Here is a 12,540-nt window from a genome sequence, read left to right on the forward strand (position 1 = left end):
GCAGCACGAACTGCTGGAAGAATTCCTGCGCCTCGCCGGGGGAGGAGTCCAGCGTCGTTTCAATGCGCACGCTGAGGTCCCCGATGCGCCAGAAATGGTCGGTGTGCATATAGGCGGCGTTCAGAAAACCCACCCCCAACGCGGCGATCAGGTAAAGTAGGGGGTGAAGCCACCCCAAAAGAAAAAGGGCCACGAGCAGGAGCACAGCCCCGGGCCACATCTCGGAACGGTAGGCGCGGGGATCGAGCAGCATCCAGAACCATAACGGGAGGGTGCTGAGCCAGAAGGAGGCCAGAGCCAGCAGGGCCTCCGGGTGTTCTTGTAGTCGGGCAACAAAACGATGCCAGAAGGAACGCATAAAGGTCTCCTAAGCAGCAGGGAACGTATTCCCCAGTTCGTCGTTGCAGGGTTCGTCCGTGGGTAGGGGAAATCCAGTCCTCAATTATACCCCCAGGTAACAAGGGGGGTGAAGGGCACGAAGAAAGTTATTTCAAGAAACCTTGACGAAGTTTTCTCCTTATGCTATCTTTGCACCGTTTCTGCATCTTCGCTGCCAAACGGTTTGGGAGGGGTCATGGTTCAGCACGAACGCATTGCCGAAGGGGTATACGCCTTTCAGAGCGAGGCCTATGCTCAGGTTATGGCCGGGGTCGTGGTGGGGACCCAGGGAGCGTTGGTTATTGATACTTTGGCCCTCCCTGAAGAGACCCTGGCCATGGGCGAGTTCATTGAAGAGGAATTGCAGGTGCCGGTGCGTTATGTGGTCAATACCCATTACCATGCCGACCACGCCTGGGGGAATGGGTTTTTCCCGGGGGCGGTGATCATTGGCCATGAATTGACCCGCCGCTGGTTGTTCGAGAAAGGGCAAAAGGCGTTGGAGCAGGCCCGGCAACAGGATCCCTCGTTTCAACGGGTACGGTTGGTGCCGCCTGAGTGGACCTTCCAGCAGGGACGGGTGACCCTCAAGTTGGGCCGCAAAACCGTCACCCTTATCCCCTTGCCGGGGCACAGCGCGGATGGGATCGGGGTGCTGGTGGAGGAGGACCGTGTCCTGTTTGCTGGCGATGTGATGATGCCCCTGCCCTATCTGGTGGATGGGGATTATGAGGCGATGGTGGCCTCTCACAAACTCATCGCCAAGATGCACCTGGAAAACCTGATCCCCGGGCATGGCGAAATCGTGCTGCGAGGAGAGATCCCCGAACTGGTCAAGAGCAACCTGGCTTATTTGAACGAACTGCGCAAAGCCGTGCGCCAGGCCCATCGCCGAAAGTATCCCGGCGATTATTTGCAGGAGATTTCCGTGGAAGATTGTGGGAAAAGCCGGGTGTTGTTGGGTGGGTTGGCCGAGGCGTTGCACCAGCGCAACTTGCGCGCCCTGTACCGCCAGTTCTATGGAGAACCCCCTGCGACCTCGCCCGAAGATGAGTACGATTGATGCCCCCTGGGATGTGACCAACGGGCAGAATGTTGCGATCAGCCGCCCCCACCAGGGAATGGCCTGACCCCCTGGGCGGGGGCTGGTTTTTTATTGCCTGGACAGCCGGACCCGGTATCGACAAACCGCCGGGCCTTTTTCCCGCATTTCCGAGGCTGACTGCACCACCTCCACCGGGCGGTCTAAAGCCCGTTCCAGTAGGCGCTGATCCAGCTGACACAGTTCGGGGAAATCGTCCCGCAAGGTGGCGAAAGGGCAGCGACGGAAAGTGATCAACGGTCCCTGTTGGTGGGCTTCCCAATGGGCCTCATAGCCCAGCGCGTTGAGGGTTTCCAGTATTTGCTGCAGCCGCTGGCGCAGGTTGCCAGGGTAGGGCAGCGGCGCTTCCCCGAGCAACAAAGCGCCCAGGTCGTCTAATCGGTTCTCCAGGGCCTCCTGATGGCGCAGCAAAGTCAGCAAAGCCCGCGTCAGGGGCTCCAGGTGGGAGGATTGGGCTTTGGGCGTCAGCCGGTAGCGCTGAGGGGGGCGACCGCGCCTGGTGGGCCTGGCCGGCGGCGCGGCGACGACCAGACCGGCTTCCTGGAGCAAACTCAAGTGGTGCCGGATGTTCGACGGCGTCACCTGGAGCGCTTGGGCGAGATCGTTGACCCTGGCCAAGGGATGCAGGCGGAGGTATTCCAGGATTTGCTCGCGGGTGCTTGGGGTGCTCATGGAGGCTCCCAGGGGTGAGATGGGTTCATTTTACCGCAACCTACCAGGGCCTGGCACGGTTTGAAGCCGCTTGTTGAGGCCTCCCCCATGCTATAATCCCGAACACCTTCTTCGATCGGAGGCCTGGTATGCCCGAAAAGACGGACAAACCCAGCCTGGCCGTGCTGGGCGGCACGGGGAAGCAGGGCAAAGGTCTGGCCTATCGGTGGGCCAAAGCCGGCTATACGGTGTACATCGGCTCGCGCACGCCGGAAAAAGCCCGGCAGGCTGCCGCCGAGGTCCGGCAGCGCTTGGGCGATCCCGCGGCTCCGGTGATGGGCCTGGGTAACGCCGAGGCCGCGGCCCGCGCCGAGATTGTGGTGCTCACCGTGCCCTACAGCGCCCATCGCAGCACCTTGGAAGCGGTGCGGGAGGCCCTGGCGGGGAAGATTCTGGTGGATGTCACTGTGCCCCTGAAGCCCCCCAAAGTGACCAGGGCGCAGATGCCGCCCGCGGGCAGCGCAGCCCAGGAAGCCCAGGCGTTGCTGGGCGAGAGCGTGGCCGTGGTGGATGCCTTCCAGAACATCGCCCATGAGTTGCTTTGGGAGGATGGCCCGATTGATTGCGATGTCTTGGTTACCGGCAAAGGCAAGGCCAACCGCCAGCGGGTGGTGCAACTGGTGCGCGACGCCGGCCTGCGCGCCTGGGATGCGGGGCCCATCGAAAACAGTGCGGTGGTTGAAGGCCTGACCAGCGTTCTGATTTACCTGAACAAGACCTACGGCTCGACCCACGCCGGGATTCGGATCACCGGCTTGTCGGGCAGCGCTTGAGGCCTGCGTGGGGTTCAAGACACAGCGGGTAGGAGGAACCGTACTCAAGGAGTAGGTTAAGATGACCGTTCGTCATTTGCTACAAACCGCCCGTCCACCCTTTCTGTTGCTCACCCCGGCCTGTGTGCTGGTCGGGCTGGGCACGGCGGCCGTCGAAACCCGGCGGCAAATCCCCTGGCTGTTGTTCGTGCTGGCGCTGGTGGGGGCTCTGGCGGCCCATGTGAGCGTGAACGCGTTCAACGAATACTTTGACTTCCGCAGCGGTCTGGACGCCCGCACCCGGCGCACGCCTTTCAGCGGCGGCAGCGGCACCCTCCCTCAGGCGCCGGAGGCGGCTCGCGGCACCCTGGCGCTGGCCTGGGGGACGCTGCTGCTCACGGTGGCCATCGGCTTCTATTTCCTTTACCGCGTGGGCTGGGGGTTGCTTTGGGTTGGCCTGTTGGGCGTGATTCTGGTGTATGTGTATACCAACTGGGTCACCCGCAGCCCTCTGGTTTGTCTGGTGGCGCCCGGTTTGGGGTTCGGCACCTTCATGGTGATGGGCACGCACTATGTGCTGACTGGTCATTACAGTTGGCTGGCCTTTTGGGCCTCGCTGGTGCCGTTTTTCCTGGTGAGCGATCTGCTGCTGCTCAATCAATTTCCCGATGTGGAGGCCGACCGCAGCGTGGGGCGGCGGCACTATCCCATCTTGTGGGGTCGCCCCAGGGCGGCCCGTCTGTATGTCCTGTTTCTGGGCCTAGCGTATCTGGTACCAGTGGTCGGGGTGGTGGTGGGGTGGTTGCCCACCTGGAGCCTGCTCAGCCTGTTGACCCTGGCCCTCGCCGTGCCCACGGCCCGGCGGGCGTTGCGTTTCGCCGACGACATCCCTCAACTCATGCCTGCCCTGGGCAACAATGTGCTCATTAATCTGTTGACCCCGGTGCTGTTGGCCCTAGGGTTGTGGTTGGGGGCGTGACAGATGTGGCGCAACTGTTTAGACGAGGAGACGTTTCGTCGGTGGAATTGATCCCTTTGCCTGGCTTGCCGTTGGTGGCGCCGGGAGACGATTTGGCCGCCCTGGTGTGGCAGGCCTTGCAAGAGGCCGGGATGGCCCTACGCGATGGGGATATTCTGGTCCTGGCTCAGAAGGTGGTCTCCAAAGCCGAGGGGCGCTGGGTGGATTTGCGCACGGTGGCCCCCTCGGCCCGCGCCCGGGCGTTGGCTCAGGTGGTGCAAAAGGACCCCCGCCTGGTGGAGGTGGTGCTGCGGGAAAGCCGTGAGGTGTTGCGCGCCGTGCCCGGGGTGCTCATCGTGGAACATCGCTTGGGTTTCGTCTGCGCCAACGCCGGGGTGGACCACTCCAATGTGGGGCCGCCCCCCGGTGCGCCGCCCCAGCGCGTCGGCTCCCCCGAAGATTGGGTGCTCTTGTTGCCTGCCGACCCGGATGCCTCGGCGGCTCGTTTGCGTCGGCGATGGGAGGCCCTCAGTGGGGCGCGTTTGGGTGTGCTCATCATCGATTCCCATGGCCGGGCATGGCGTTTGGGCACCGTGGGTGTGGCCATCGGCCTGAGCGGGCTGCCGGGGCTGGTCGATTTGCGCGGTGCGCCCGACCTGTTGGGCCGCGAACTGCGGGTGACCACGGTGGGCGTGGCCGATGAACTGGCGGCTGCCGCCTCGCTGGTCATGGGCCAGGCCGGCGAGGGAACGCCGGTGGTGCATGTGCGCGGCTTCCCGTACCCCTTGCGCGAAGGGAGCCTCGGCGAGTTGCTGCGGCCCAAAGAGCGGGATCTTTTTCGATAGGGCCAGGGTGTGCCATGAGTCGCCGCGACCTGCGTTTCATTCCCCTTTCCGCCGATTTGGAGAAGATTCGCTTCTTCGGAACGCTGAGGTCTTCGTTGTTGCTGCTCAAGCAGGCGCCCCTGCAGTTCGTGCGGCACCAGGTGCTGCGCCGCTTGCCGGTCCGCCAAAGCGTGGAGGTATTCATCGCCCATGAGGCCGACGACTTTGCCCAGTTGGGCGATGTGTGGCTCTTCGTGCACGCCTGGCGCCTGCCGCGTTTCGCCCCGCTGGCCTTTGCCCGCGTCCACACCTTTTTGCACCGCCTGGCGCGGCGCTTGCGCTGGGAGGGGTACCGCGCCGAACCTTTGGACCCCCTATCGCCCACCATCAATTTGCCCCGCCTGGCCGTGGAGGCCGGTTTGGGGGACTTCAGCCCCTATGGGCTGTTGGTGCATCCGGTGTTTGGCCCCCGGCTCATCCTTTCGGGAATGCGCACCGATTACCCCTTGACCCTGCGCCCTTGTTGGGGCGGTGTGGGGTGCAACGATTGCGATGCTTGCCTCAAATTGTGCCCCCAACGCCCTTTGGAGAGCGGGGTGGTGGGCCTGGGGCGCTGTCAGACCTGCGCGATATGTCTCACGGTGTGCCCCACGGGCAAAGGCCGCCGGGCGCGGGCGTTGCGGCAAGAGTTGGCGCGACGAGCATCATGAGGCGCCACACCAGCATTCGTGAAAGGGGCTTTCTGTCTCATTTTGTTGGTATACTGAAGGGGCCAGAAGGCAGATCCTGGCTGGAAGTGCGGTTATTTGCAGTTGCTCGTTGACCCGACGGTTTTTCAGGAAATAGAGACCGTCGTCCAGCGCAAGGATCCGGCGACATGGCCTCGGGGGCAGCGCTTGATGGCGACAGCCAGGATTGCCGTTGGCCCCTCTCCATCGGGAGACCAGTTGACGCTTGCCCGCTCCCTCATCCTTATTCCCCAGATGCCGTGGTATTGGCGGAAACCCTGGTCTCTGAATCTCAATGCTGGTTACCCATGATAAACGGTATTTCTTGACCCCAAAAATGCTCCAGGCTGATCTCGCTTTGAAGGCGGGAACGCCTGGCGAAGCATTGGCCTGGGTGCGCCAGTTGTTGCTCCCTCGATGGCCCTTGGAGTGAACGATGCCCGAACCCAACCTGGCCCCAAAAATCCTGCATGCTTTCCTGCGTACCCGGCGCAGTGTGCGCCGCTTTCGTCCGGACCCGGTGCCGCGGGAGGTCATTGAGCGTCTCTTGGAGACGGCAATCTATGCCCCTTCGGCGCACAACTTGCAGCCCTGGCGTTTTGTGGTGCTGACCGGCCCCCGGGCGAAGGCCCGCCTGGCTGAAGCGCTCACTGATCAGATGCGCCAGGATATGCAACAGGAAGGCGCGGCAGAGGAGGACATCGCCGAGCGGGTGGCGCGTTCCCGCCGCCGGTTGCACGAATCCCCGGTGGTGATCCTTCTCAACCGGGTTACCACGGTGGTGCGCCGCGAGGTTCCAGAAGAGCATCGCATGGCCCGCCAGTCTGTGGCCATCGTGGGCCTGCAACTCTGGCTGGCCGCCCACGCCGAGGGATTGGGGGCCGTGTGGGTTTGCTGGCCGTTGTTCGCCCCGGAGACCACCCGGCAAACTTTGGGCCTGCCCCCCAACTGGGAGCCGCAAGGGATGTTGTTCGTCGGCTATCCGGCGGAAGAGCCTCCGTTGCGCCCCCGGACCCCCTGGCAGGATCTGACCCTGTGGATGGAGGAGTGACCCTTGGACTGGCAAGCAGAAGTTCGTGCCGTGTTGCGGCAGGGGAATAAAGCCCGCGCGTTGCAGCAGGTTGTCGCGCAGTTGCGCGCTCATCCGCGCGATGTGGCCGCTTTGTTGTGGTTTGCTGGTCTGACCGAGAACCGCGAGCAAGCCATTGCGGCATTGCGTTATGTGCTCCGCCTGGACCCGGAGAACGCGGCGGCGCGCCGGGGGCTGGCCGCCCTGGGGGCACGGCCCGAAGAGGGTGTTCGTGTAGCCAAAAAGGCGTCACGAGGAGACGGGGATGCCGAGGGCCCTCGACAGGCGATTCGCTTAGCCAGCAAGGGGAGGCCCAGTGAGGTAGAGCCTGGCTCAGAACTCATCCGTGGTAGCCAGATTTTGCGCCGGGCACAGGCCACGATTTGGCCTTTTAGGGGATACAACCGCCCCCTGGGGGTTTTGCTTGAGATGGGGATGGTGCAAACCAGGGGCTTGGAATGGGCGGTGAAAAACGCGCGCGACCCGGAAATCCGCTGGGCAGCGGCCGTGCTTCTCCAGGAGCCGGACATCCAGGACCTCTCCATGACCGAACAGCAGGCCGCCCAAGTCGTGTTCCCCTTCCGGCAGTTGAACCGGCCCTTGGGCGTGCTGCTGCGTGAAGGGCACATTGGGCTACGCGACCTGGCCTATGTGGTGCACAGAGCATATTCGCCCCGCTTGCGGTGGGCCGCCGCGGTGATGGGGTATTGGGTGCTGGAGCATCAGGGGGGAGGCCAGGAGTCAGCCTCCCAGAAGGTGCGGCCTTCGGCCGACAGGGAAATGGCGACCAGGGCGCGCAGCGCCTCGGCCTATCACCGCTTCCCGGCCGCTGATGCCACGCCTGCTGCCGTTGGACAGGCTTCAACCGTGCCTGCCGAAGAGCCTGGGCCCTCGCGTGGACCGTTGCGGGTGTATCGAGGCAGCCGGTTCCTTCAGCGTCAGGTCCAGGTGCATGAGCGACGGGTGACCTGGGCCTCCTATGCCTTGCGGGCGCTGGTGGTGGTATTGGCGGTGTTTTCCGTGGCTGGCGGGCTGTATCTCACTTTAGGTTTGCATGACCGCTTGTGGGGAACGGTGGTCACCTGGAGCGGGGTTCTGATCCTTTTGGCCGTCTCGCGCGTGGTGCCGTGGTTCGACCGGCTCAAGGCGCAACGGGAGGCCTATCGTCAGGGGTTGGCCGGCGAGGAGCGTTTGGCGCGCCTGCTGCGCGGTAAATTGGACGGACGATGGGCGCTTTACCGGAATCTGGTGCTCCCCGACGGCCAGGGTGATCTGGACGCCGTGTTGCTGGGACCCCGGGGCGTGTACCTGCTGGAAGTCAAAGCCTACCAGGGCGCGCATCGGGTTCGGGGCGGGGAGTGGTATCGCCGTCGTTGGGGCAAATGGGTGGAGATGGACGCCAATCCTACGCGGCAGGCCATGCGTAACGCGCTGCGTTTGGCCGAGTTCCTGCGAGCGCGGGGCCTCGAAGTGTGGGTCGAACCCCGGGTGGTCTGGGCCGGTCAGGGGCGGGTATGGATTGACGGCCAGCCCGAAGTGCTGCTTTGGGATTTGAATCGCCCATCCTGGATTTGGCGGGATTTGGGGCGCGGGAAACCGTTGCCCCCGGAAACATGCCAGGGCATTCATCAGGCCTTGCACACCCTGGTCGCCCTTTCGCCGGAGGCAAAGCCGTGAACCCCTTGCCGCCTTTGCCGGAAGAGTTGGACGGACGCCATCCCTGGCAGACGCTGAAAACGGCCTTGCGCTGGCTGTGGCGGATGGGCTGGCAGAGCGATCCCCGCGTGGCCCGCCGTTTCCTTCTCCTTTATGGGAGCTTGCTGGCCGTGCTTTTGCTGTTGGGGGAGGCCTTTCTGCTTATCGCTTTGGCCTTTCTCCGGGCCTTTTGGCTGGCGCTTCCCCTTTACCCCGGCGTGGTACGGTGGCTGAACCGCCTGGGATGGCCGGTGGAGCACGGTGGTGCTCCGGCTGCGGTGAAGACCCCCTGGCGCAGGCTGCACACGGTTTTGTGGGTGTTGCTCATTGGGATCGCGCTGGCCGCCGGGGGCTGGTTGCTGTTCACCAGGGGCTTTTGCGGCCAGAATCTCATCTGCCTGACGCTGGGGGTGCTGAGGAGGGCAGGATGACATCTCTGGAGCGGGTGGTCGTGTTGGCTGGCGGCGTTGGCGGCGCTAGGTTCGCGGCCGGTGTGGTGCAGGTGCTGCCTCCGGAGCGGGTGACCGTGGTCGTCAATGTGGGGGACGACTTCGAACATTGGGGACTGTGGATTTCTCCGGACCTGGATACGGTCTGTTACACCCTGGCCGGTCTGGAAAATCGGACCGCCGGTTGGGGGCGACGCGGCGAGTCATGGCGGGTTCTGGAGGAGGTGCGGCGTCTAGGTGGGCCGGACTGGTTCCGCCTGGGTGACCTGGACCTGGCGACGCATCTGGAACGCACCCGCCGCCTCCGCGCTGGCGAGCCGCTGAGCCGCATCGTGGCCGACTTTTGCCGGGCCTGGGGGGTGCGGGCCAAGGTGCTCCCGATAAGCGACGACCGTATTCCGACATTGGTGGAGACGGACGAAGGCACCCTTGCCTTTCAGGAGTATTTCGTGCACCGCCGCTGGCAGCCGCGGGTGAAAGGCTTCCGCTTTCAGGGGGCGGAAAGGGCCCGCCCGGCTCCAGGTGTGATGGAGGCGTTGCGGCAGGCCGACGCCGTGCTTTTCGCTCCCTCCAACCCCTGGGTGAGCCTGGACCCTATCCTGGCCCTCCCAGGCGTACGCGAGGCCGTGGCCGCCGCCCCGGCGGTGGTGGGCGTTTCGCCCATCATCGGCGGGCGGGCAGTGAAGGGTCCGGCGGCCAAGATGTTTCGCGAGATGGGCGAGGAGCCTTCGCCGATGGCCGTGGCGCGTCACTATCGCGGCCTGTGGCAGGGGATGCTTATCGACGCCGAGGACGAGGGCCTGGAGGAGGCGGTGGCGCAGGCCCTGGGGGGCGGTCTGGTCTGGGCGCGAGATACCTGGATGTCCACGCCGGAGAAGCGTGTGGCCGTCGCCCGCTGCGCGCTGAAGTTGGCAGATGCCGTGCGCGCGAACGCGTCTCATTACTTCTAAGCCGTGATAAAATGGAAGCGCACGGACATTCCCTGCCGCATGGCGGCGTTTGAGGAGACCTCTATGGGCGTCTGGGCCATTGTGCCGGTGAAGCCTTTGCGGCGTGGTAAGTCACGATTGGCCTCGGTGTTATCGGCAACAGAGCGCGCCTTACTCAACCAGAATTTGTTGCTCCGAACCCTGCAGGTTCTTTCCCAGGTCGAAGAAATCGAACAGGTTTTGGTGGTCAGCCGGGACAGCGGGGCCCTGGCCCTGGCCCGCCGACATGGCGCCCGCACCTTGCAGGAGCGCGGCGATTCGCGCCTCAATCTGGCGTTGCGCCATGCTACCACGTTGCTGCAAATGTACCATGTGGGTGTGATGATGATTTTGCCCGCCGACTTGCCCTTGCTGGAAGCGGACGATGTGCGGGCGCTTTTGGCAGCGGTGGGGCATCCCCCCTCCGTGGTGCTGGCCCCTGATCGCCATGGCGAAGGGACCAACGCTTTGGTGGTCGCTCCGCCGGGACTTATGCCTTACCAGTACGGGCCGGGATCCTTTGCGCGCCATGTAGCGGCGGCCAGAGAAGCCGGTGTGGAACCGCGGATTGTGGAACGCCAAGGGTTGGCCTGGGACCTGGATTGGCCTGAGGACCTGGAAGCCCTGCGCGCGATGGGGGTGCAAGATTCCTTGCGCGAGGTTTTGCGGCGCACCGATCCACCCTCGGACAGCATGGAGAGGGCTCATGTCTTTCCTAAAGGATGAGACGGCACGATTGTGGCAGGCGGCACGGTCGCTTTACCGCACCGTGGTTTCGTTGGACGCCCAGGGGGCGCTGGTGGATGCCGTGGAACGCGAGGCGCTAGCCATCGTCGCCCACTTGGCCGAGGCCCTGGCCGCGACGGAGTATGACGCTGGCCCTCAACATTTGGAGGCCGCACGGAGCGCAGCGCTGGCGTTGTTGGGATTGCTTTCGCTTTGGGAGGACGAGCCACCCCCTGCTACCTGGCTCACGGTGAAGGAGCAGGCCCGGCGGCTGGTCAGGCAACTGGATGATGCCCTGGCACACCCTGAGAGCTTTGCCGGGCATGGCCATGCGTTGTTCGTGGCCGAACCTGCCACGTTGCCGGCGAAAGAGGCCCTCCCGGTGAGCCTGGACCTTTTGCAGCCTAATTCGCGCCATTGTTTCGTCTGCGGCGTAGAGAACCCTTGTGGGCTGCAGATGCGCTTTTTCCAGACCGGTCCGGGCGAAGTGACGGCATACTATCGCGCGCCCCTGTGCTTCCAGGGGTATCCCGGCGTGGTGCACGGCGGCATTCAAGCCTCGATGCTCGATGAGGCTTTAGGTCGCGCGGTCATGGGTACCGATCCGGATTCGGCCCGCCTGTTCTACACCGCCAGGATGACCATCACTTATCGGCAGCATGTGCCCGTCGAGCAAACATTGCGCATCGTGGGGCGCGTACTCAAGGATCGAGGCCGCGCCGTGCGTTCCTGGGCGGCCATCTACAATGAGGCAGACGAATTGCTCACCGAAGCCGAAGGTCTGTTGCTGGCTGTGCCTGAAGAAGAGGCCCGTCAAATGGACACCGAGGCCCTGGGGTGGCAGGTGTATCCGTTGAAAATAGAAGGATAGGTCTACCGCCGTTCTAAGCACTCCATAATGATCCCTCCGTACCTGGCGCTTCGTACCACGCACTTTGCACACCCTTTGGAGGTTCCCATGTTTTCCGAGTACCATCGTCCTACAACCATTGAGGATGCACTGGCCCTACTGGGCCGTGAGAAGCCTTTGACCCTTCCTCTCGCTGGGGGGACGGCGCTCAACGCCCGCCCGCGGCGCGTCGTGTTGCCCCAGGGGGATTTCGCTGTGGTGGATTTGCAAGACCTGGGCCTGGACGGCTGGAAGCTGCGGGATAAGACACTCACCATGGGCGCTATGGTGCGTTTGCAGCGCCTGCTGGACGAGGGCGAAGGTAAGTTGCCTCCGGCGTTGCTGGAGGCTGTGCGTCGCGAGGCCAACTACACCCTGCGCCATCAGGCCACGGTGGCGGGGAGCCTGGTCGCCGCCGATGGGCGTTCGCCTTTCGCCCTGGCCATGATGGCGTTGGACGCCAGCCTCACCCTTTTGCCTCACGAAAAGGAGTTGCGTTTAGGCGACCTCTACCCGCTACGCTGGGACCAGTTGCGTGGACAGTTGATCACCACGGTGACCGTTCCGCTCAATGTGCGCCTGGCCATCGAGATGGTGGGGCGCTCGCCCATGGATTTGCCCCTCGTGGCCGTGGCTGCGGCGCGCTGGCCCTCGGGACGCACGCGGGTCGTGGTGGGCGGTTGGGGTGATGCGCCGCGTCTGGCATTGGATGGCCCCGAGGCCGATGGCGTGGAGGCCGCCGCCCGCAATGCGGCTTACGAGGCCGAAGACCACCTGGCCTCGGCGGAGTACCGGCGCGAGATGGCCGCCACCCTGGCCCGCCGATGTGTAAATGCCCTTAACTGAGCGATGGTTCTAAGGCAGGAGAGGGCTTGAGTTCCTAATTCTCCTGCACCCAAGTTAGGGACGAGTGCCGATGGTCACTTTACCCACCTTCGACCGTATTACGTTCGATCCCGATGTCATGGATGGCCGGGCCTGTATTCGGGGAATGCGTATCACGGTCTCGTTGATCCTTAACCTCATCGCCAATGGCGTGAGCGTGGAGGAGATCCTCCAAGCCTACCCTTATCTGGAGCCGAAGGATATTCAACAGGTCCTCCGCTACGCGGCTTGGCTCGCTGAAGAGTCCGTCTACGCGTTGGAGCAGACAGTATGAAGGTGAAGTTTCTGGCTGAGAGAGGGTTTTGTCTTGCTAACCCATGATCTTGATTTTGGCGAACTTGTTGCTGCAAGCGGCGCTCGACTCCCAAGTGTTGTTGTGTTTCGGTTGCGAAATATGCGTCCCCAA

Annotated in this window: 16 protein-coding genes; 14 read left to right on the top strand and 2 right to left on the bottom strand. The window is 63.7% G+C overall.

What is annotated here, in order from left to right; all coding sequences use genetic code 11:
• On the bottom strand, nt 1-358 hold a 358-nt coding region (locus tag G4O04_05470; GenBank protein ID HEY57967.1), incomplete at its 3' end, for a hypothetical protein.
• Between the two features lie 216 nt (nt 359-574).
• Between G4O04_05470 and G4O04_05475 the strand changes: the two genes are divergently transcribed.
• Nucleotides 575-1,441 (top strand): MBL fold metallo-hydrolase, encoded by an 867-nt coding sequence (locus tag G4O04_05475; protein HEY57968.1) that lies wholly within the window; start codon nt 575-577, stop codon nt 1,439-1,441.
• A gap of 90 nt (nt 1,442-1,531) precedes the next feature.
• On the opposite strand, the gene G4O04_05480 is transcribed toward G4O04_05475, so the two are convergent.
• A complete protein-coding gene (locus tag G4O04_05480; protein HEY57969.1) occupies nt 1,532-2,152 on the bottom strand; it encodes an ArsR family transcriptional regulator in 621 nt (206 codons plus the stop codon).
• A 128-nt stretch (nt 2,153-2,280) separates the two neighbouring features.
• Here G4O04_05480 and npdG point away from each other — a divergent pair, with 128 nt between their 5' ends.
• The 13 genes from npdG to G4O04_05545 all read left to right on the top strand — a co-directional run.
• Nucleotides 2,281-2,964, top strand: a complete 684-nt coding sequence (npdG, locus tag G4O04_05485; protein HEY57970.1) for an NADPH-dependent F420 reductase — start codon at nt 2,281-2,283, stop codon at nt 2,962-2,964.
• A gap of 61 nt (nt 2,965-3,025) precedes the next feature.
• Entirely contained in the window at nt 3,026-3,922 is an 897-nt protein-coding gene (locus tag G4O04_05490; GenBank protein HEY57971.1) for a prenyltransferase, read from the top strand.
• 14 nt (nt 3,923-3,936) lie between these two features.
• On the top strand, nt 3,937-4,746 hold the full coding sequence (cofE, locus tag G4O04_05495; protein ID HEY57972.1) for a coenzyme F420-0:L-glutamate ligase: 810 nt from the start codon (nt 3,937-3,939) through the stop codon (nt 4,744-4,746).
• Nucleotides 4,747-4,760: 14 nt separating this feature from the next.
• Entirely contained in the window at nt 4,761-5,435 is a 675-nt protein-coding gene (locus G4O04_05500) for a hypothetical protein (protein ID HEY57973.1), read from the top strand.
• Nucleotides 5,436-5,889: 454 nt separating this feature from the next.
• Nucleotides 5,890-6,504, top strand: coding sequence for a nitroreductase family protein (locus G4O04_05505; GenBank protein HEY57974.1), 615 nt, complete (start codon nt 5,890-5,892; stop codon nt 6,502-6,504).
• A 3-nt stretch (nt 6,505-6,507) separates the two neighbouring features.
• On the top strand, nt 6,508-8,199 hold the full coding sequence (locus G4O04_05510) for a hypothetical protein (GenBank protein HEY57975.1): 1,692 nt from the start codon (nt 6,508-6,510) through the stop codon (nt 8,197-8,199).
• Nucleotides 8,196-8,648, top strand: a complete 453-nt coding sequence (locus G4O04_05515; protein HEY57976.1) for a hypothetical protein — start codon at nt 8,196-8,198, stop codon at nt 8,646-8,648. Before G4O04_05510 ends, G4O04_05515 begins: the two co-directional genes overlap by 4 nt.
• Nucleotides 8,645-9,616, top strand: coding sequence for a 2-phospho-L-lactate transferase (locus G4O04_05520; protein ID HEY57977.1), 972 nt, complete (start codon nt 8,645-8,647; stop codon nt 9,614-9,616). Before G4O04_05515 ends, G4O04_05520 begins: the two co-directional genes overlap by 4 nt.
• A 63-nt stretch (nt 9,617-9,679) precedes the next feature.
• Nucleotides 9,680-10,360 carry a 2-phospho-L-lactate guanylyltransferase gene (gene cofC / locus G4O04_05525; GenBank protein HEY57978.1) on the top strand — a complete coding sequence of 227 codons (681 nt, stop codon included), beginning with the start codon at nt 9,680-9,682 and terminating at the stop codon, nt 10,358-10,360.
• Nucleotides 10,341-11,231, top strand: a complete 891-nt coding sequence (locus tag G4O04_05530; protein ID HEY57979.1) for a PaaI family thioesterase — start codon at nt 10,341-10,343, stop codon at nt 11,229-11,231. The genes cofC and G4O04_05530 overlap by 20 nt, the downstream gene beginning before the upstream one ends.
• 87 nt (nt 11,232-11,318) lie before the next feature.
• A complete protein-coding gene (locus G4O04_05535; GenBank protein HEY57980.1) occupies nt 11,319-12,095 on the top strand; it encodes a hypothetical protein in 777 nt (258 codons plus the stop codon).
• Nucleotides 12,096-12,165: 70 nt separating this feature from the next.
• Nucleotides 12,166-12,408, top strand: coding sequence for a DUF433 domain-containing protein (locus G4O04_05540; GenBank protein ID HEY57981.1), 243 nt, complete (start codon nt 12,166-12,168; stop codon nt 12,406-12,408).
• A 15-nt stretch (nt 12,409-12,423) separates the two neighbouring features.
• The coding region (locus G4O04_05545) for a DUF5615 family PIN-like protein (GenBank protein ID HEY57982.1) at nt 12,424-12,540 on the top strand (117 nt) is incomplete at its 3' end.

The sequence above is a fragment of the Anaerolineae bacterium genome (genome assembly GCA_011176535.1).
In the GTDB taxonomy this organism is placed as follows: Bacteria; Chloroflexota; Anaerolineae; order Anaerolineales; family DRMV01; genus DUEP01.

What these genes read in the sequence shown, in the direction of transcription:
- cofC (HEY57978.1), top strand. Translation starts at nt 9,680, where the DNA reads ATGGGCGTCTGGGCCATTGTGCCGGTGAAGCCTTTGCGGCGTGGTAAG.
- G4O04_05540 (HEY57981.1), top strand. Translation starts at nt 12,166, where the DNA reads ATGGTCACTTTACCCACCTTCGACCGTATTACGTTCGATCCCGATGTC.
- G4O04_05520 (HEY57977.1), top strand. Translation starts at nt 8,645, where the DNA reads ATGACATCTCTGGAGCGGGTGGTCGTGTTGGCTGGCGGCGTTGGCGGC.
- G4O04_05505 (HEY57974.1), top strand. Translation starts at nt 5,890, where the DNA reads ATGCCCGAACCCAACCTGGCCCCAAAAATCCTGCATGCTTTCCTGCGT.
- G4O04_05490 (HEY57971.1), top strand. Translation starts at nt 3,026, where the DNA reads ATGACCGTTCGTCATTTGCTACAAACCGCCCGTCCACCCTTTCTGTTG.
- G4O04_05475 (HEY57968.1), top strand. Translation starts at nt 575, where the DNA reads ATGGTTCAGCACGAACGCATTGCCGAAGGGGTATACGCCTTTCAGAGC.
- npdG (HEY57970.1), top strand. Translation starts at nt 2,281, where the DNA reads ATGCCCGAAAAGACGGACAAACCCAGCCTGGCCGTGCTGGGCGGCACG.
- G4O04_05500 (HEY57973.1), top strand. Translation starts at nt 4,761, where the DNA reads ATGAGTCGCCGCGACCTGCGTTTCATTCCCCTTTCCGCCGATTTGGAG.
- G4O04_05535 (HEY57980.1), top strand. Translation starts at nt 11,319, where the DNA reads ATGTTTTCCGAGTACCATCGTCCTACAACCATTGAGGATGCACTGGCC.
- G4O04_05530 (HEY57979.1), top strand. Translation starts at nt 10,341, where the DNA reads ATGTCTTTCCTAAAGGATGAGACGGCACGATTGTGGCAGGCGGCACGG.
- G4O04_05480 (HEY57969.1), bottom strand. Translation starts at nt 2,152, where the DNA reads ATGAGCACCCCAAGCACCCGCGAGCAAATCCTGGAATACCTCCGCCTG.